The 16,888-nt window shown below is 69.9% G+C and carries 17 protein-coding genes; 11 read left to right on the top strand and 6 right to left on the bottom strand.

Features of this window, described 5'->3' with window-relative positions; genetic code table 11:
- The first annotated feature begins 4 nt into the window (after positions 1-4).
- Together metX and hisA are read left to right on the top strand one after the other, a co-directional pair.
- Positions 5-1,234, top strand: coding sequence for a homoserine O-acetyltransferase MetX (gene metX / locus C3L37_RS08010; RefSeq protein ID WP_228546174.1), 1,230 nt, complete (start codon positions 5-7; stop codon positions 1,232-1,234).
- A 208-nt stretch (positions 1,235-1,442) separates the two neighbouring features.
- Positions 1,443-2,165 carry a 1-(5-phosphoribosyl)-5-[(5-phosphoribosylamino)methylideneamino]imidazole-4-carboxamide isomerase gene (hisA, locus tag C3L37_RS08005; RefSeq protein ID WP_129114096.1) on the top strand — a complete coding sequence of 241 codons (723 nt, stop codon included), beginning with the start codon at positions 1,443-1,445 and terminating at the stop codon, positions 2,163-2,165.
- 9 nt (positions 2,166-2,174) lie between these two features.
- On the opposite strand, the gene C3L37_RS24270 is transcribed toward hisA, so the two are convergent.
- The gene (locus C3L37_RS24270) at positions 2,175-2,345 is read right to left on the bottom strand and encodes a hypothetical protein (protein ID WP_164974717.1); all 171 of its coding nucleotides are present in this window, start codon (positions 2,343-2,345) and stop codon (positions 2,175-2,177) included.
- Between the two features lie 183 nt (positions 2,346-2,528).
- Between C3L37_RS24270 and hisB the strand changes: the two genes are divergently transcribed.
- The 6 genes from hisB (at position 2,529) to ggt (ending at position 8,267) form a co-directional block, all read left to right on the top strand.
- Positions 2,529-3,119 carry an imidazoleglycerol-phosphate dehydratase HisB gene (gene hisB, locus C3L37_RS08000; RefSeq protein WP_129114095.1) on the top strand — a complete coding sequence of 197 codons (591 nt, stop codon included), beginning with the start codon at positions 2,529-2,531 and terminating at the stop codon, positions 3,117-3,119.
- A gap of 58 nt (positions 3,120-3,177) precedes the next feature.
- A complete protein-coding gene (locus C3L37_RS07995) occupies positions 3,178-3,678 on the top strand; it encodes an amino acid-binding protein (protein WP_129114094.1) in 501 nt (166 codons plus the stop codon).
- A gap of 85 nt (positions 3,679-3,763) precedes the next feature.
- Positions 3,764-4,243, top strand: coding sequence for a hypothetical protein (locus tag C3L37_RS07990; protein ID WP_129114093.1), 480 nt, complete (start codon positions 3,764-3,766; stop codon positions 4,241-4,243).
- A gap of 97 nt (positions 4,244-4,340) precedes the next feature.
- Complete coding sequence (locus C3L37_RS07985) at positions 4,341-4,970, top strand: IMPACT family protein (protein ID WP_129114092.1); 630 nt, start codon at positions 4,341-4,343, stop codon at positions 4,968-4,970.
- 57 nt (positions 4,971-5,027) lie between these two features.
- Entirely contained in the window at positions 5,028-6,182 is a 1,155-nt protein-coding gene (locus tag C3L37_RS07980) for an NAD(P)/FAD-dependent oxidoreductase (protein ID WP_129114091.1), read from the top strand.
- A 132-nt stretch (positions 6,183-6,314) separates the two neighbouring features.
- On the top strand, positions 6,315-8,267 hold the full coding sequence (ggt, locus tag C3L37_RS07975; RefSeq protein ID WP_129114090.1) for a gamma-glutamyltransferase: 1,953 nt from the start codon (positions 6,315-6,317) through the stop codon (positions 8,265-8,267).
- Positions 8,268-8,292: 25 nt separating this feature from the next.
- Here ggt and C3L37_RS07970 read toward each other — a convergent pair whose 3' ends face one another.
- From C3L37_RS07970 to C3L37_RS07960, 3 genes are all read right to left on the bottom strand, one after another.
- Entirely contained in the window at positions 8,293-10,992 is a 2,700-nt protein-coding gene (locus tag C3L37_RS07970; protein ID WP_129114089.1) for a TRAP transporter permease, read from the bottom strand.
- On the bottom strand, positions 10,989-11,480 hold the full coding sequence (locus C3L37_RS07965; RefSeq protein ID WP_129114088.1) for a DUF1850 domain-containing protein: 492 nt from the start codon (positions 11,478-11,480) through the stop codon (positions 10,989-10,991). The genes C3L37_RS07970 and C3L37_RS07965 overlap by 4 nt, the downstream gene beginning before the upstream one ends.
- A gap of 71 nt (positions 11,481-11,551) precedes the next feature.
- Positions 11,552-12,607 (bottom strand): TAXI family TRAP transporter solute-binding subunit, encoded by a 1,056-nt coding sequence (locus tag C3L37_RS07960; protein WP_129114087.1) that lies wholly within the window; start codon positions 12,605-12,607, stop codon positions 11,552-11,554.
- Positions 12,608-12,802: 195 nt separating this feature from the next.
- Between C3L37_RS07960 and C3L37_RS07955 the strand changes: the two genes are divergently transcribed.
- Positions 12,803-14,917, top strand: coding sequence for a S9 family peptidase (locus tag C3L37_RS07955; RefSeq protein ID WP_129114086.1), 2,115 nt, complete (start codon positions 12,803-12,805; stop codon positions 14,915-14,917).
- A 198-nt stretch (positions 14,918-15,115) separates the two neighbouring features.
- Entirely contained in the window at positions 15,116-15,304 is a 189-nt protein-coding gene (locus tag C3L37_RS07950; protein ID WP_129114085.1) for a hypothetical protein, read from the top strand.
- A gap of 19 nt (positions 15,305-15,323) precedes the next feature.
- On the opposite strand, the gene upp is transcribed toward C3L37_RS07950, so the two are convergent.
- Together upp and C3L37_RS07940 are read right to left on the bottom strand one after the other, a co-directional pair.
- Positions 15,324-16,001, bottom strand: a complete 678-nt coding sequence (upp, locus tag C3L37_RS07945; protein ID WP_129114084.1) for a uracil phosphoribosyltransferase — start codon at positions 15,999-16,001, stop codon at positions 15,324-15,326.
- 139 nt (positions 16,002-16,140) lie between these two features.
- On the bottom strand, positions 16,141-16,320 hold the full coding sequence (locus tag C3L37_RS07940) for a hypothetical protein (protein WP_129114083.1): 180 nt from the start codon (positions 16,318-16,320) through the stop codon (positions 16,141-16,143).
- A gap of 58 nt (positions 16,321-16,378) precedes the next feature.
- Here C3L37_RS07940 and C3L37_RS07935 point away from each other — a divergent pair, with 58 nt between their 5' ends.
- Positions 16,379-16,699, top strand: a complete 321-nt coding sequence (locus C3L37_RS07935; protein WP_228546173.1) for a hypothetical protein — start codon at positions 16,379-16,381, stop codon at positions 16,697-16,699.
- Positions 16,700-16,888: the final 189 nt, after the last annotated feature.

Raw genomic sequence — 16,888 nt, 5'->3', positions numbered from 1 at the left:
CGCCGTGGCCGTACCGATCGACCGCGGAACGCGCTCTCTCGGGGAGTTCCGCTTCGAGTGCGGCGAGACGATCGACGACCTCGACGTCGCCTACGAGGCGTACGGCGAGTTCGATGGCTCCAACGCGGTGCTGATCTGCCACGCGCTCACCGGCAGCCAGAACGTCGCGGGCGGTCGATTCGGCTCGCGGGCGTCCGACGGCGATCCCGGCACCGCGGGTCAAGCGCGCGCGTGGTGGAACGACATCGTCGGCCCCGGAAAGGCGATCGGCGCGACCGAGTACTACGTCGTCTGCGCGAACGTTCCGGGATCCTGCTACGGAAGCTCCGGACCGTCGAGCGAGAGGCCGGACGGCGAGCCGTACGGGACGGACTTCCCGCCGGTGACGGTCGGCGACTGGACGCGCGCGCAGCGGCGGCTGCTCGACGACCTCGGCGTCGGCCGACTCCACGCCGTCGTCGGCGGCAGCGTCGGCGGGATGAACGTCCTTGACTGGGCGAAGCGCTACCCGGACGACGTTCGGCGGATCGTCCCCGTCGCGGCGGCCGCGAGGCTCGACCCGCAGTGTCTCGCGCTGGACGCCATCGCGCGCCGGGCGATCACGACCGATCCGAACTGGAACGGCGGCGATTACTACGGCGGCGAACCTCCGAGGCACGGTCTCGGACTGGCGCGGCAGATCGGCCACGTGATGTACCTCTCGAAGAATTCGATGGAGCGGAAGTTCGGCCGCCGCGCGGCCGGTCGGGACTTCGCGGGCGACGCGTTCCCCGCCGACCCCGCGGCCGCGTTCTTCCCCTACCGCGACGTGGAGTCGTACCTCGACTACCAGGCCGAGAAGTTCGTCGAGCGGTTCGACGCCAACTCGTACCTCTATCTGACGCACGCGATGGACGACTACGACCTCGCGGAGGGGTACGAGTCCGACGCCGCCGCTCTCGGCGCGTTCGAGGGCGAGGCGCTGGTGATGTCGTTCACCGGCGACTGGCACTTCACGACGGAACAGGCGGAATCGCTCGCGGCGGCGTTCCGCGAGGCGGACGCGCCGGTCGCCCACCACGTCGTCGACTCCGACCACGGCCACGACGCGTTCCTCGTCGAGCCGGAGAGCGTCGGTCCGCCGCTCTCCGACTTCCTCGCCGACGGCGTTCGCGGTCGGGCGGTCACGGACACGGCCGAACGGGGCGGGGAACCCGAGTTCGCCCCCGTCCACAACAGCCTCTTTTCCGGGTGAGCGAGATCGAATCGCGAGGGGTGCGACGCGCGATCCTTGGCGAACGGACGGCACGACCGGCGGCGCGAAGGGAGCGTGCCGTGCGACCGCGGCACCCCTCGCGGCGATTCGTCAGGACATAGCACGGGGTGGTGCCGTTTTGGTACGTGAACCTTCGGTCGAAATCGGAACCGCGCGACTTTACCGTCGACCGGGCGAGAAGCCGACCATGACGCACTTCCCGGAGTTCGAGGTCGTCCCCGCGGTCGACGTGCAGGGCGGCGAGGTCGTCCAGCTGGTGCAGGGCGAGCGCGGCACGGAGAAGCGGTACGGCGATCCGGTCGAGGCGGCGCGGCGCTGGGTGGACGAGGGCGCGCGGACGCTCCACCTCGTCGACCTCGACGGCGCGTTCGAGGGAGAACGGAAGAACGCTCCGGCGGTCGAGTCCATCCTCGGCGCGGTCGACGTGGACGTCCAACTCGGCGGCGGCATCCGGACGGCCGCGGACGCGATCTCGCTCCTCGACCGCGGCGTCGATCGGGTCATCCTCGGCACCGCGGCGGTCGAGACGCCCGAGATCGTCGAGGAGATCGGCGCCGAGCACCCGGGCGCGGTGATGGTGAGCCTCGACGCGAAGGCCGGCGAGGTCGTCGTCTCCGGGTGGACGGAGGGGACCGGACTCGATCCCGTCGAGGCGGCGGCGCGCTACGAGGACCTCGGCGCTGGCGCGATCCTCTTCACCGACGTCGACGTCGAGGGACGGTTGGCGGGCGTTCGGACGGAGGGGGTTCGGCGGCTCGTCGGGGCGGTCGACATCCCCGTCGTCGCCAGCGGGGGGGTGGCGACGCTCGACGACGTGCGCGCGCTCCGGGAGGCGGGCGCGTCGGCGGTCGTCGTCGGCACCGCGCTCTACGAGGGCGAGTTCACCCTCCGCGAGGCGCGCTCGGCGTAGCGGAGCCGATCAGGGTCGTATCGGGACGCCCCGGCCGAACCCCCGGGCGACGCCGTCGACGGTCGAGTACGCGCCGAGGAGCACCAGCGGGACCCCGAGCGCAACGCCGATCGGCGTGAGCGAGCTGAGAAACAGCCCGCCGATCGCGAGCGTGAGGAACGTGAGTACGATCCGTTTCATAGGGGTGCGTTCGGGCGAGTCCACATCAATATCCGGCAGACGGCCGTCAGACTCGTGTTCCGAGGGTTACAGGAGCGCTGCGGGAGTCAGACGTTCTCCGAGGGTCTCGACGCGCGTGGGTCTCGCGTCACCGCCGGCCGGCGGCAACGCAACTGTCATAGGTTCGGCGGACGAGGCTCGACCATGAACGAGCGGACCGCCGCCGCCTCCCGGGAGACGGCGGAGACGGCCATCGACCTCACGCTCACCGTCGACGGCGGCGGCGAGGCGGCGGTCGACACCGGCATCGGCTTCTTCGACCACATGCTCGAAGCGTTCGCGAAGCACGGGCTGTTCGACCTCACGGTCAGCTGCGACGGCGACCTGCACGTCGACGACCACCACACCGTCGAGGACGTGGCGATCGTCCTCGGGGAGGCGCTCGACGAGGCGCTCGGCGAGCGGCGCGGCATCGTGCGGTACGCCGACCGGCGGGTGCCGCTGGACGAAGCCGTCGCGGGCGTCGTCGTCGACGTGAGCGGTCGCCCCTTCTTCGACTTCTCGGGGGAGTTCTCCCAGCAGTCGGTCGGCGAGTTCACGAGCGTCATGGCGGAGCACTTCGCCATGTCGCTCGCGATGAACGCCGGGTTGACGCTGCACGTCGACGTCGAGGGGGAGAACGCCCACCACGAGGTCGAGGCGCTCTTCAAGGCGCTGGCGCGGGCGCTCGACGACGCGACGCGCGTCGACGAGCGTCGAGGGGGCGAGACGCCGAGCACGAAGGGCGAACTGTAGTCCCCGCCCCAGCCGATCCGCACGATTATATTCGAACCGCGTCAATTCACGGTAAGGAATGTTCGACGAGATCATGGGGAAGTTCGAGGGGAGCCCGAGCCAGCAGGCGGTCATCCGCCTCCTGCTCGAACGCGGCTTCTCCGTCAACGACGAGGGCCGGGTCGTCTCCGGGGGGATCGAGATCCCGAACACGGGGATCGCCCGCGAGATCGGCGTCGACCGCCGCGTCGTCGACTCGACGACCGACGCCATCCTCGCGGACCCCGAACTGCGGCGCATCTTCCAGAACATCTCGGCCATCCCGAGCCTGATGGACCTCGCGCCCGTCCTCGACCTCGCCGTGCTGACGGTCGAGGTCGAGGACGCGGACGAACCCGGCATCGTCGCCACGATCACCTCGCTCATCGCCGACGCCGACATCAGCATCCGCCAGACGATTAGCGAAGACCCCGAGTTCACGGACGAACCGAAGCTGTACGTCATCACCGACGACCCCCTCCCCGGCGACCTGCTCGTCGAAATCCGAAACCTCCAGTTCGTCCGCAAGGTCGAGTTCTGACCCGATTCGGCTTTCGAAGCGCGTACTAGCCCGCTCTCGCGCCCGAATGGACACGCTCTTTTGACCTCGCGTCCGAGTCGCCGCCATGGACGACACCACCGAAGGCGCGCTGACGTTCTTCGCCGTACAGGGCGCGCTGGTCGCCGCGCTCATCCACCTCTGGGAGGGGCTGCCGAACCTCCTCGTGTACCTCCCGCGGGGCTCGTTCGTCGACCCTCGCCCCTACCTGTTCGTCCCGTCCGCGCTGCTCCTCCTCGGCATTCTCGCGGCGCTGTACCTCGGAAAAGGGAGCGACGCGCTGTACGCCCTCGGGGCGGGTATCCTGCTCGGATACCTGGCCGGGTACGTCTGGTGGCACCTCGGCGATCACGGCGGGTTCGTCCCGGGCGGTCACACGAACGCGTCGCCGGTCGCGGTTCTCGCGCAACACCTTCTGAACGATCCCGTGGAGTTCATCTCGAAGGTCGCAGAGCTCGTCGGGGCCGCCGCGTTCCTCGGCCTGCTGGTCGGCGACACGTCGGAGTCGACCGCGGATCGGGAGGAACGAGGGACGACCGCGGAGTGAGAAGAAAGAGGGACGGCCGCGGTGAAACCGGCGAACGACGGCCGCGCGGGGCGAGACGAACGACAGGACTTACGCCTCGTCGGCCGTACCGCCCGACATGACCGATCCCTACCGGACCGTCGCCGGCCGCGGGGAGGCGCGCTTCGAGGTCCGGGGCTCCGAGTTCATCGGCCACGTCGCCCCCGCCGACACCGTCGAGGGGGCGGAGGCGTTCGCCGAGGAGATCGAAGCGCGACACCCGGACGCGACGCACAACGTCCCGGCCTACCGCGTCCCGGCCGGCGAGGCGTCGAGTTCGCGGCCGGGCGGGAGCGCGATGCTCCGCGAGTGGTCGAGCGACGACGGCGAACCGTCCGGCTCGTCGGGGAAACCCGCCCTGAACGTGCTCGTCCAGCGCGATCTCCGGAACGTCGCCGCGGTGGTCACGCGCTACTACGGCGGGACGAACCTCGGCGTCGGCGGGCTGGCCCGGGCGTACTCGCGGGGGGTGAAGGAGGCGGTCGACGCCGCGGGCGTCGCGAGGGAGGTCCCCCACGAGCGCCTGTCGGTCGTCGCCGAGTACGACGACTCCGGCACGGTTCGGGGGATCATCGAGAGCGCCGGCGTCGAGTTCGAGGCCGACTACGGCGCGGACGCGCGCTTTTCCCTCCGGGTCCCCGTCGACGAGGCCGAGGCGCTCCGCGATCGACTGCGGAGCGCGACGAGCGGCCGGGTCGGGATCGAGTGATCCCCGTCGTCCCGCCGGCCCCGTCGGATTGAATACCCCGGCCGCCCCACGCGAGCCATGACCCAACGCGAGTACGACGCCGTCGTCGTCGGCGGTGGCATCGTCGGCAGCGCGGCCGCCTACCACCTCGCCCGCGGCGGGACGGAGACGCTGCTTCTCGACCGCGAGGACGCCGGCCGCGCGACCGACGCCGGCGCGGGGATCGTCACGACCGGCACGGAGCAGCGGGACGGTCCCGACGACTGGTACCGCTTCGCCGCCGACGCGATGGCGTACTACCCGGCGCTCGCGGACCGGCTGGAGGCGGACGGCTGCGCGGATCACAGCTACCGACGGCGCGGGATGTTGCAGGTCGCCGTGACGCCAGACGAGCGGGACGCGCTCGCGGCGGCGAGGGAGCGGGCCGAGCGCCGGACCGATCGCTTCGGCCACCCGCCCGACGGGAGCGTCGACCGGCTCGACCCGGACGAGGCGACGGAACTGTTTCCGCCGCTCTCCGACGTCGAGGCGGCGCTCCACTACCGCGACGCCGCGCAGGTCGACGGCCGGCGGTTCGAGCGCGCGCTCCGGACGGCCGGCGAGCGACGCGGCCTCGACGTTCGAAACGAGGCGGCGACCGGCGTCCGACTCGCGGACGACGGGGCGGTCGTCGGCGTCGAGACGGAGCGCGGCGGCCACGACGCCCCGTCGGTCGTGATCGCCGGCGGCGCGTGGTCGCCCGCCTTCGCCGCGGATCTCGGCGTCGACCTCCCCGTCGAGCCCCTGCGCGGGCAGATCGTCCACCTCGACTGCGCCGACTTCGACGCCGACCCGGACGCGTGGCCGATCGTCGGCGGCTTCCGACACCACTACGTCGCCCCGTGGGCGGAGGGCCGAGTCGCCGTCGGCGCGACCCGCGAGCGCGGCGTCGGGTTCTCGGCGACCCCGACGCTCGGCGGCCTCGACGAGGTGACGGCGGAGGCGCTGCGGCTCGCGCCGGGGCTCGCCGACGCGACGTACCTCGAAACCCGGGTCGGCCTCCGCCCCGCCACGCCGGACGACCTGCCGATCGTGGGCCCCGTCCCCGGCGTCCCCGGCGCGTACGTCGCGACCGGCCACGGGGCGACCGGCCTCCAGCTCGGCCCCTACAGCGGGAAGGCCGTCGCGGACCTGATCGCCGGCGGGAACCCGGTCGACGGGCTCGCCGCGTTCGCCGTCGATCGGTTCGATTGATCGTCGCGGGAGGGAGACGGCGAAGCGTCGACCGGCCGCGGGTCGATCGAAAACTACCAAAAATACGAAGTTTACATAAAATAATCTAGTCGAATCAGATTTAATAATTCGGTTACTGTACGGATGTTCGTAATGTCGGGTGACAGCGAACGACGCGGCGATCGGACGGACGAATCGCGACGCGGCGACCGATCGGGCGAATCGCGATACGGTGGCCGATCGGACGAATCGACGGACGAACGCGCGGCCGGGGGTGCACCCCGGACGAAGCGTCGGGGCTTTCTCAAGGGATCGGCCGCCGCGCTGGGCGGCGGCGCGTTGATCGGGGGTCGGGCGCGGGGCGCACCGGGGGGCGCGTCGTTCGACGCCGGGGGCGCGGACGGAACCGGCGTCGGGGGGACGTCGACCGCCCGGGGCCGAAACGGGATGGTGTCGACCGTCCACCCGCTTTCGACCGAGATCGGCGCGGACGTGTTGGAGGCGGGCGGCAACGCGGTCGACGCGGCCGTCGCCGTCCAGTTCGCGCTGAACGTCGTCCAGCCGCACAGCTCCGGTATCGGCGGCGGCGGGTTCATGCTCGTCTACGCCGCCGAGGAGGACGAGCTGTACGCGATCGACAACCGCGAGGAGGCCCCGCTCGGGGCCGACCCGGAGATGTTCCTCGGCGACGACGGGGAACCGGTGCCGTTCCGCGGGCGGCACACCAACGGAAAGGCCGTCGGCGTCCCCGGCACGCTCCGCTGTTGCGACGTCGCGCTCAAGCGGTTCGGGACGATGGAACTCGGCGAGCTGATCGACCCGTCGATCGACCTCGCGGACGGCTGCCGTCGGGTCGCGGTCGACGAACCGCTCGCGGAGGCCATCGCGGACAACGTCGAGGCGGGCGAACTCGGCGAGACGGCGCGGGAGGTGTTCGCGCCGGGCGGCGACCCGCTCGAAGCGGGCGACCCCCTCGTTCAGCCGGATCTCGCGGACACCTTCCGACTCATCCGGTCGGAGGGGATCGAGCCGTTCTACCGGGGCGAGATCGCGGCGGACATCGCCGAAACCGTCCAGAACGCCGAGGGGTACCGCGACGAGGGAGGCAGCATGACCGTCGACGACCTCGCGCGCTACAACGTCGAGGTCACGATCCCCGAGCGCGCCACCTACGACGGCGCGGCCGGGGAGCTTACGGTCCGGACGATGTCCCTGCCGAGTTCCGGCGGGCTCACCATTGGCCAGATTCTCGGCCTCCTCGAACCGTTCGACCTCGCGGACGAGGGCCGACGGTCGGTCGAGACGTACCACGCGATGATCGAGGCGTTCCGGCTCGCCTTCGCGGACCGCGGCGAGTACCTCGGCGACGACGCGTTCGTCGACGTGCCGTGGCAGGGTTACCTCGACGGCGAGTACCTCGACGAGCGGCGGTCGCTCGTCGATCCCGACGAGACCGCCGAGACGCCGGTCGAGGCGGGCGATCCGTGGGCCTACCAGCCGGGCGAGCCGTACCGGGTCGGTGCCGCCGGCTCGCCGGGCGACGACGGCCGCAACGTCCACAACCGCGGACAGACGACGCACTTCACCGTCGCCGACGGCGAGGGGAACCTCGTCTCGTGGACGACCACCATCGAGCAGCTGTTCGGCTCGGGCATCATGGTGCCCGGCCGGGGCTTCATGCTCAACAACGAGCTGACGGACTTCGACGCCGAACCCGGCGGACCGAACGAGGTCCAGCCCGGCAAGCGGCCGCTCAGCAGCACGAGCCCGACCGTCGTCTTCCGCGACGGCGAGCCGTACCTGACCGTCGGATCGCCCGGCGGGCCGACGATCATCACGACCGTCTCGCAGGTGCTCCTCGGCGTCGCCGAGTTCGGGATGTCGCTCGACGCCGCCGTCGCGGAGCCGCGGCTCTACGCCGACGCCGAGTCGGACGTGCTCTACGAGGAGACGCTTCCAGAGGGGATCCGGCGGGCGCTCGAAGAACGGGGGCACGGCCTGAGCGAGGAGTCGTCGATCGGCAGCGTGCAGGCGCTCGAAGTCACCGACGACGGCTACTTTGGCGTCGGCGACTACCGGCGGGATAGCGCGGTCGAAGGGTTGTAGGGCGGAACGACGGGGAAGAGTGGGGTCAGGCGACGTCAGGCGTCACGTCCGTCCCCGGCTCCGTCTCCGCGGCCCGCCGGTTCTTCGCGGCGAGCGTCACGAAGACGACGCCGCCGACGAACCGGAGCGCGAGGTCGAGGACCAGCGTCTCGACCCCGACGTTCACGCCGCCGAGCGACAGCAGCGCCAGCGTCGGATCGATCAGCATCCGGGGGGCCATGAGGAGGATCGAGGAGACGGCGAACAGCGCCCGGTCGGTCCGACTCACCGTCGTGTAGAGGTAGCCGATGATCGTCGGCCCGAGCGCGACGACGCCGACGAACACACCGACGATGGGGATCACGACCTCCGGGACGAAGTAGCCGAGATCGGCGACGTCGGCCGCGTTGACGATGTGGTAGTTCTCGGTGCTCTCCCCGCGGATCAGCAGGATGCCGGGCGAGAGGACGAACGCGAACGGCACGATCGCCTTGTTGAGCGACAACGAGAACGCCTCGATGCCCGTCTGGAACGGCTCGGACTTCGCCACCCCGGAGGCGGCGTACGCCGCGACCGCCACCGGCGGCGTGATGTCCGCGATGACGCCGAAGTAGAGGATGAAAAGGTGCGCCGCGAGCTCCGGCGCGTTCGACAGCGTCGCGATCGGCTCGCCGAGGAGCGCGATGAGGATGATGTACGTCACGGTCGTCGGCATGCCCATCCCGAGGATGATGGAGGCGACGGCGGTGATGACGAGCAGGGCGATGAGGGAGTTGCCGGCGACCGCCTCGATGAAGCTGAGGAGGTTCGGCCCGAGGCCGGTGACGCTGATCACGCCCGGGATGATCCCGGCGGCGGCGACCGCCACGACGACCATCGTCGCCGTCCGCGCGCCGGCGTCCATCGACTTCAGCACGAACGTCCCGAACCGGTACGCGCCGTTCTCCGCCATCTCCGGCCGGCCGACGGCGGACGCGGTTCGCTCCGCCGCTCCGTCCACGGCGTCGTCGTAGTCGAGAAGCGGCGTCCGGCCGCGTGGCCGGAGCAGGAGCGTCGCGCCGCTCACGAGGACGACGATCGTGCCGAGCTTTCCGGCCGCCGCGCCGAGCGCGGCTCCGACGGGGAGACCCGCGCCGCCCGCACCCGTCAGCGCGCCGACGAGGCCCGCCCCGGTCGCGGCGTACGCCCCCACTTCGAGCGCGAACAGGCCGGCGATCCCCGCGAACAGCGTACCGCGCGTTCGCTCGTTGTACGCGGCGACGAGGGCGATGAGCGCCACGACGGCGACGATGGTGTACCACGCCGACCGTGCGACGGAGAGGCGCTCGACGAGGAGGTAGTACAGGAGCAGCGCGAGCGGGACGAGGTAGAACCACCCCCGCTTCAGGTGCGGCCGGACGGAGACGAGCTCCGACGGATCCACGCCGCCGATGCTCTCCTTGGACGCTTCGAGGTGGACCATCACCCAGACGCCGAAGAAGAAGACGATCGCCGGGACGGTCGCGGCGACGATCACGTCGGGATAGGGAACGCCGATGAACTCGACGATGAGGAACGCCGCCGCGCCCATCACCGGCGGGAGGATCTGTCCGCCGGAGGAGGCGGAGGCTTCGACCCCGCCGGCGAACTCCGGCCGGTAGCCGGAGCGCTTCATGAGCGGGATGGTGAAGGCTCCGGTCGTGACGGTGTTCGCGATCGACGAGCCGCTTATCGTCCCCATGAAGCCGCTGGAGAGGATGCTCGCCTTCGCCGGGCCGCCCTTGCGGGTGCCGGTCAGGCCGTACGCGAGGTCGATGAACCACTGACCCGCGCCGCTCATCTCCAGGAACGCCCCGAAGAGGATGAAGATGTAGATCAGGTCGACGCTCACCTCGACCGGGATGCCGAACACGCCGTTCGATGTGTTGTACCACATGTTCTGGACGACCGAGTCCCACTCGGCCGAACTCGTCGAGAGGATCCCGAGGTAGGGGAGGTCCTGCGGGATCTGCGATGCGTACCGGGCGTACACGAGGAAGGCGGCGACGAGCAGCATCAGCAGGGTGCTGAGCGCCCGCCGCGTCGCTTCCAGCACCAGGAGCACGCCGATCGCCCCGAGGACGAACGCGTAGGACAGCTCGTCCAGCGGGAACCCGAGCGCCGAGACGACGTCGACGACGGGGGCGAGGACGGGAATCGCCTCCTGCGTCGGCTCCCCGTAGTCCAATCCGAGCGCGCGCATGCTCCGGACCTCGTCGAAGCTGGTGAGCATGTACTCCGCCGTCGCCAGCGCCAGCACGGCGAGGACGACGTCGACCGGCGTGACGCGGTTCCGATCGGGATCGACGATCGCCCAGCGGACGGCGGAGCGGACGCCGCGGCCCGCCCTCGTCGCCGGGTGATCGGGTCCGAACCGGCGTTCGAGTCCGGGGACGACTCGCGCGAACCGGCGCGTGAAGAAGCCGTCGTCGCTCGTCGCCGGGAAGAGCAAGAACGCGAGGACGAGCGCGAAGGCGACGTGGACGGATCGGACCTGCAGCGGCTGGAGCGACCCGAAGCCGACCTCGCCGACCGCCGGCAGCACCACGTCGAAGGTGTACCCCTCGGCGGCGAGCCACAGCTGGTACGCCGAAAAGAGGATCCCGACGAGCGAGACGACGACCGCGGCAATCCCGCGGAGGCTCCGCTTGCGCTCCAGTTCGTCGAGCAGTTCCTGTTTCTCCTCCTCGGAGAGTTCCTCGTCCGGGTTCGCGTCGTCGACTGTCATGGCATGATCCTTTCGAATATGGTTCGTCGTTCGATGTGCACGCGGACCGTCTCGCCGTCCGAGAGTTCGACGAGATCGTGCGTCCGGCCGTCGACTTCGAGTCGGTGCTCCGCGACCTCGCCCGGCGAGACGTACACCTCCTCCGTGACCACGTCGGGATCGTAGACGAACGTCCCGTTCTCGCGCGTCACGTTCGCGTCGGCCGGGAAGCCCCAGCCGTAGGACGAAAACTCCGCGCGGGTCAGGTCGAGCCGATCGCCGCGGACGACGTACACGTCCCGAACCGGGGTCTTCTCGACGCTGTGGGTGTACGTCAGCGCGACCGTCGCGCCGTTTTCGACCGGCGCTTCGAGCAGCCGCTCGCCGCTCTCCGCGTCCTCGACGACGAGCGCGCGGTCGGGCGTCTCCGCCGCCACGACGACGCCGGCGATCGCCAGCGACGCGACGACGACGATCAGGGTCGCGATCCGCCCGAAGCGGCCGCTCATGACCGTTCCTGACGACGCGTGCGCGCTCGGGTGGTCATCGGTTCAATCGGAGAGTGGCGGTCGGGTGTGGTTCAGTTGCCGCTCTCGTTGCCGCCGCTTTCGTTCCCGTCGCTCTCGTTGCCGCCGGAACCGCTCCCCTCGAAGTACGCCTGCGCGCCGGGGTGCAGTTCGATCGACATGCCGTCCTGCGCGGACTCCTTGGTGATGAACTCCTGTTTGATGTTGATCTGGTCCGTGTTCTCGAAGATAGCCTCCGTGACCGTCTGGACGACCTCCTCGGACTGATCGGCGTGCGTCCCGATCATCGCCTGCACCGCGACCGTCGGGACCGCCTCGTCGACGCCGTTGTACGTGCCGGCGGGGATCTCGTCGTCCGAGAAGTACGACCCCGTCTGCTTGACCTGTTCGCGCGCGTCGCCGGAGATCTCGACGATCCGGATGTCGGCGGAGTTCGACAGGTCGGAGATCGCGCCGACCGGCCACCCGCCGACGACGAACGCCGCGTCGACGTCGCCGTTCTGGATCTGCTCCGCGGCCTGCGAGAAGTCCGAGTTCTGCTCGTCGTAGTCGTTCACGCCGACCGCTTCAAGGATCTGTCGCGCGTCGACCTGCGTCCCGCTGCCGAGGTCGCCGGTGTTGATCGTCCTCCCCTGCAGGTCGCTGACGCTCTCGACGTCCGAGTCCGCCGGCGTGATGACGTGGATCGTCTCGGGGTACAGCGTCGCGACCCCGCGGATCTTGTCGAGTTCCTGCCCCTGGAACTCCTCGATCCCCTCGCCGTTGACGGCGAAGTAGGCGACGTCGTTCTGCAGGAGCGCGAAGTCCGCGTCGCCGCTCTGGAGGCTGCCGGCGTTCTCGACGCTCGCGCCGGTGGATTGCACCTGTAGCTTGTAATCCGTGTTCTCCTCGACGATCCCCTTGAACTGCGTGGAGAGCGGGTAGTACGTCCCGCTCTGGCTGCCGGCGTGCCACGTGAGCTGGTTATCGCCGCCGCCGTTTCCACCATCTCCGCCGTCGCCACCGTCGCCGTTCCCATCGCCGCCGTCGCCGGTACAGCCGGCCAGACCGACGATGCCTGCCGCGCCAGTCGCTGCGATAAAGTCACGTCGCTTGAGATTCCGAACCATGATCCCTGATACTTTACAACCGGATATATATTTGTCCATAGATCATCGTGAGTACGCTTATCCTACGATTCGGTAGCCGAATGTAATTTTTCTGTGGTGTACGGCTCGAATACTCGCGGTCGCGCTCCCGGAGCGGCCGACTGCGGTCTGCCGGCATCCGGAGAGCTATACCTCCGAAGAACCCGCTTCGGAGGTATGGCACGCGTCGCCGCCCGCGACTACCACGACCTTGCGAAACCGAGCGATCCCCGACTCTCGCCCGACGGGGGAACGGTCGCGTTCGTCCGCAGCGTCCCGAAGGACGGAGAATCGTACGAGTCGACCGTCCACCTCGTCCCCGCCGAGGGCGGCCGTCCCCGGCGGTTCACCGCCGACGAGGGCGTCGACTCCGCGCCGCGCTGGAGCCCCGCCGGCGACCGCCTCGCGTTCGTCTCGACGCGCGGCGAGAACGACGGACAACAACTCTGGGTGATGCCGACCGACGGCGGCGAGGCCCGGCGGGTGACGAACGTTCCCGGCGGCGTCCGCGATCCCGTCTGGAGTCCCGACGGCACCCGAATCGCGTTCGTGCAGGCCACCACCGAACGCGAGCGCGAGGAAGGGCTCGACCTCGGTCTCGACGACTACGAGGCCGACGGCGAGGCGTACGAGCGCGAGACGCCCGACCCCCGCGTGATCGACCGGCTGATCTACCGGCAGGCCGCGCGCTACGTCGACGGGGCGAGGAGCCACGTGTACGTGGTCGACCTCCCCGGCGACGGAGCCGGCTCGTCCTCCGACCTCGGCGGCGATAATGCCGCCTCGTCCTCAACCGACCCCGAGGCCGTCACGCGCCTCACCGACGGCGACTACGACTTCCACGCCCCGGCGTGGGGCGACGACTCGACGCTCTTCTACGGCGTCAAGCGGACCGACGACCCCGACGACAACGCCGCCGTCGACGTGGTGGCCCACGACCTCGACGCCGACGAGGCGGAGACGATCGTGCGGACCACCGCGTGGGCGGTCGCGCTCGCGGCGACCGACGACGGGCGGGTCGCCTACCCACGAACGCCCGAGGACCGCCTTTCGATGCGCCAGACCGACGTCGAGGTGTACGACCGCCGGACGGACGAGACGACCGTCCTCACGGCCGACCTCGACCGCACCGTCGAGTACGCGGCCGGCCTCAGGTGGGACTCCGAGTGCGAACACCTCTACTTTCTCACGCCCGACGAGGGCGACGTCGTCGTCCGCCGGGCCGCCGCCGATGGGAGCGGCGTTTCGACCGCCACCGTCGGCGGGCACGCGACCGGGTTCGACGTGGCGTCCGACGGCGGGGGCGAGACGGTCGCGCTCGTAAAGAGCGAGTGGGACCACCCCGGCGACGTCTTCCTCGTCCGCGCCGACGCGGAGACGCGGCTGACGGAGCTGAACGCCGACTACCTCGCGGAGCGCCGCGTGGCGGAACCCGAGGAGATCCGGTTCGAGTCCGACGGGCGCGAAATCCAGGGGTGGGTGCTGACCCCGCCCGAGTTCGACGAGGACGGCTCGTACCCTCTCGCCGTGGAGATCCACGGCGGTCCGCACGCGATGTGGTCGACGTCGGGGACGATGTGGCACGAGTTCCAGACGCTCGCGGCGCAGGGGTACGTCGTCTTCTGGTGCAACCCGCGCGGGTCGACCGGGTACGGCGAGGCGTTCTCGATGTCCATCGAGCGCGACTGGGGCGCGGTCACGATGCGGGACGTGCTGGCCGGCGCCGATCTGGTCTGCGAGCGGGGGTACGTCGACGAGTCGAACCAGTTCGTCACCGGCGGCTCCTTCGGCGGCTTCATGACCGGTTGGATCGTCGGCCACACGGACCGCTTCCGGGGGGCGGTCGCCCAGCGCGGCGTCTACGACCTCTCGTCGTTCTACGGCTCCACGGACGCGTTCAAGCTGATCGAGTGGGACTTCGGCGCGACGCCGTGGGAGGAACCGGACTTCCTCTGGGAGCGCTCGCCGGTCGCCTTCGCCGACGCGGTCGCGACGCCGACGCTCGTGATCCACGCGGACGACGACTTCCGCGTCCCGGTCAACAACGGCGAGATGTTCTACCTCTTCCTGAAGAAGAACGGCGTCGACACCAGACTCGTTCGCTACCCCCGGGAGGGGCACGAACTCTCCCGGAGCGGCGAGCCGGGGCACGTGGTCGACCGCATCGAGCGGATCGTCCGGTGGTTCGACGGCTACTCAGACCACCACGACGCCCCGCGCGCGCTCGACCGCGGCGACGACGGCCTTTCTGCCGGTACGGACGTGGACGAGGGTCGGTCGGGGGGCCAGTGACGCTCGGCGCTCCGAAGCGCCCCGAGCGCTCGTGTGAACAACGGTCGACTATCGAGCGCTCAGGGGGTCGGCTTCGGCAGCGATTTAGCGCCGAGAAATTCGGCCTCGGTGGTGCGGTTTTCGAGTCGAAAGAAGGGGGTTCGCGCCGTCGGCGCACGAGCGCGCCACGAACATGCGAACCCCGGTCGTATCGGGCGTATGCCATCGCCGGACGACACACGAGGCGCGTCGACCGACTGCGACTACTGCGGCTGCGACGTCGCCGCACACTCGCCCGTCTCCGTGGCGGAGGGGGTCGACCGCGACCCGGCCGGGACGTTCTGCAACTACGGCTGCCTCGTCGCGTACGTCGAACGGGAGGGACTCGCGACCGGAACCACCTGTTGAATCGACTGAACGCGACCGCTCACGCCGTCCGGAACGCCCGGTCGCCCGCGTCGCCGAGGCCGGGGACGATGAAGCCGTCGTCGTTGAGGTGGTCGTCGATGGCGACGGTGAGCAGATCCGCCTCGGAGAACTCGCCGCCGACGCGGAGCAGCCCCGCCGGGGCGCTGACCGCAGAGAGGACGAACAGGTTCTCGTAGCCCGGGGCTTCGTCGAGCACGTGTTCGAGCACGGCGCACATCGTGCTCCCGGTGGCGAGCATCGGGTCGGCGACGATGACGGTGTCCGTCTCCGTGATCTCGGGGAGTTTCACGTAGTCGATGGTGATCGGGAACTCGCCCGCCTCGTTCATTCCGGCCTCCTCGTCGCGGCCGGCGCTGATGACGCCCTGCTTCGCCCGCGGAAACGCCTTCAGGAGCCCCTCCACGAACGGCGTCGCCGCCCGGAGGACGTTGATGATGACCACGTCGTCGAGTCCCTTCACGCGCTCGCCGGTCGTCTCCGCGAGCGGCGTCGTGACGGGGACGTACTCCGTGTCCATCGCGCCGTCGATGATTTCGTAGCCGCAGATGCGTCCGAGCTTGACCAGCCCTTTTCGAAAGGCCACCTGTTCGGTCTCGACGTCGCGGAGCCGCGACAGCGTGTCCTTCGCGAGCGCGTGGGTGATGAGATACGCGTCGTCTCGGTCTTCGATGGTCATGCTACCCGTAGGCGGAACGCGAAGCGACATAACGCCTGCCATCGGCCGCGACCGCGCGACTGGAGGGGGTCATCGACGATCCGATCCACCGGACCGTCGCCGATCGATTCGATCCCCCCGGTCGCCCAACCCACTCCGGTCAGCGGGTGACGAGGTGCGTGACGACGAAAAGCAGCGCCGCGAGGACGGCGACGCGTTCGAGCGTGAACGGGACGACGTCGATGAAGGAGAGCCCCCAGACGACGACCGCGGCGAAGGCCGACGAGAGGGCGAGATTCATCGTCAACAGCACGCGAGGGTCGCCCCGTGATCGAGCCATACCGCCCGTGGTTCGGCCGGCGACTTAGCTTCTTGTACTCTCCAGCGATAGCCTCCCTATGGCCTTGAGGCTCAGGAACCGCCGCGGCGCGCCCGTCGATCCGGTGCCGTTTTTCGTCGTCGCCTCGCTGGCGTTCCTCCTGACGCTGTCGTTCGGTCCCGCGTACGGTCGGGCGCTGGGGCTGTCGTATTCGGCGGCGTTCGGCGGATCCGTCGTCGCGTTCGTCCTCCTGTCGACGCTCGCGTACTACCGGATGATCTGGACGGCCCGCCCGGACCTCCGGGCCGAGATCCCGGCGCCACAGCGGCTTCTCCGCCTGATATACGCGATGATCGCGCTCTTTTTCCTCATGCTCCTCCTCGCGTTACCCCTGTTGTGACGATCACGTTCTCCGACCGTTTCACGCCGGAAACCGTCCCTTGCGCGCTCGTCCCGTCGTCCGGCGCGCGACCCCCCGGGTTCAATGGCGCGTTGGCCGACCGAAACGATCCGTCGAGCCGAGGAAACCAACCGCTGCCTTCCGAAACGGATCGTACGCCGACGAATAACAAAACGGCGATCCCCGCAA

The sequence above is a fragment of the Halegenticoccus tardaugens genome, assembly GCF_004116405.1.
GTDB lineage: Archaea > Halobacteriota > Halobacteria > Halobacteriales > Haloferacaceae > Halegenticoccus > Halegenticoccus tardaugens.
Note: the sequence above shows the minus strand (reverse complement) of the source record. Positions and strands in the feature narration are given on the sequence as shown.

Bases quoted from the DNA above. Each gene is read 5' to 3' on its own strand.
- C3L37_RS07950 (WP_129114085.1), top strand. From the start codon at position 15,116: ATGCCATCGCCGGACGACACACGAGGCGCGTCGACCGACTGCGACTAC.
- C3L37_RS07980 (WP_129114091.1), top strand. From the start codon at position 5,028: ATGACCCAACGCGAGTACGACGCCGTCGTCGTCGGCGGTGGCATCGTC.
- C3L37_RS07990 (WP_129114093.1), top strand. From the start codon at position 3,764: ATGGACGACACCACCGAAGGCGCGCTGACGTTCTTCGCCGTACAGGGC.
- hisB (WP_129114095.1), top strand. From the start codon at position 2,529: ATGAACGAGCGGACCGCCGCCGCCTCCCGGGAGACGGCGGAGACGGCC.
- C3L37_RS07955 (WP_129114086.1), top strand. From the start codon at position 12,803: ATGGCACGCGTCGCCGCCCGCGACTACCACGACCTTGCGAAACCGAGC.
- ggt (WP_129114090.1), top strand. From the start codon at position 6,315: ATGTCGGGTGACAGCGAACGACGCGGCGATCGGACGGACGAATCGCGA.
- C3L37_RS07935 (WP_228546173.1), top strand. From the start codon at position 16,379: ATGGCCTTGAGGCTCAGGAACCGCCGCGGCGCGCCCGTCGATCCGGTG.
- C3L37_RS07960 (WP_129114087.1), bottom strand. From the start codon at position 12,607: ATGGTTCGGAATCTCAAGCGACGTGACTTTATCGCAGCGACTGGCGCG.
- C3L37_RS07940 (WP_129114083.1), bottom strand. From the start codon at position 16,320: ATGGCTCGATCACGGGGCGACCCTCGCGTGCTGTTGACGATGAATCTC.
- C3L37_RS07965 (WP_129114088.1), bottom strand. From the start codon at position 11,480: ATGAGCGGCCGCTTCGGGCGGATCGCGACCCTGATCGTCGTCGTCGCG.
- C3L37_RS07995 (WP_129114094.1), top strand. From the start codon at position 3,178: ATGTTCGACGAGATCATGGGGAAGTTCGAGGGGAGCCCGAGCCAGCAG.
- C3L37_RS07985 (WP_129114092.1), top strand. From the start codon at position 4,341: ATGACCGATCCCTACCGGACCGTCGCCGGCCGCGGGGAGGCGCGCTTC.
- C3L37_RS07970 (WP_129114089.1), bottom strand. From the start codon at position 10,992: ATGACAGTCGACGACGCGAACCCGGACGAGGAACTCTCCGAGGAGGAG.
- C3L37_RS24270 (WP_164974717.1), bottom strand. From the start codon at position 2,345: ATGAAACGGATCGTACTCACGTTCCTCACGCTCGCGATCGGCGGGCTG.
- hisA (WP_129114096.1), top strand. From the start codon at position 1,443: ATGACGCACTTCCCGGAGTTCGAGGTCGTCCCCGCGGTCGACGTGCAG.
- upp (WP_129114084.1), bottom strand. From the start codon at position 16,001: ATGACCATCGAAGACCGAGACGACGCGTATCTCATCACCCACGCGCTC.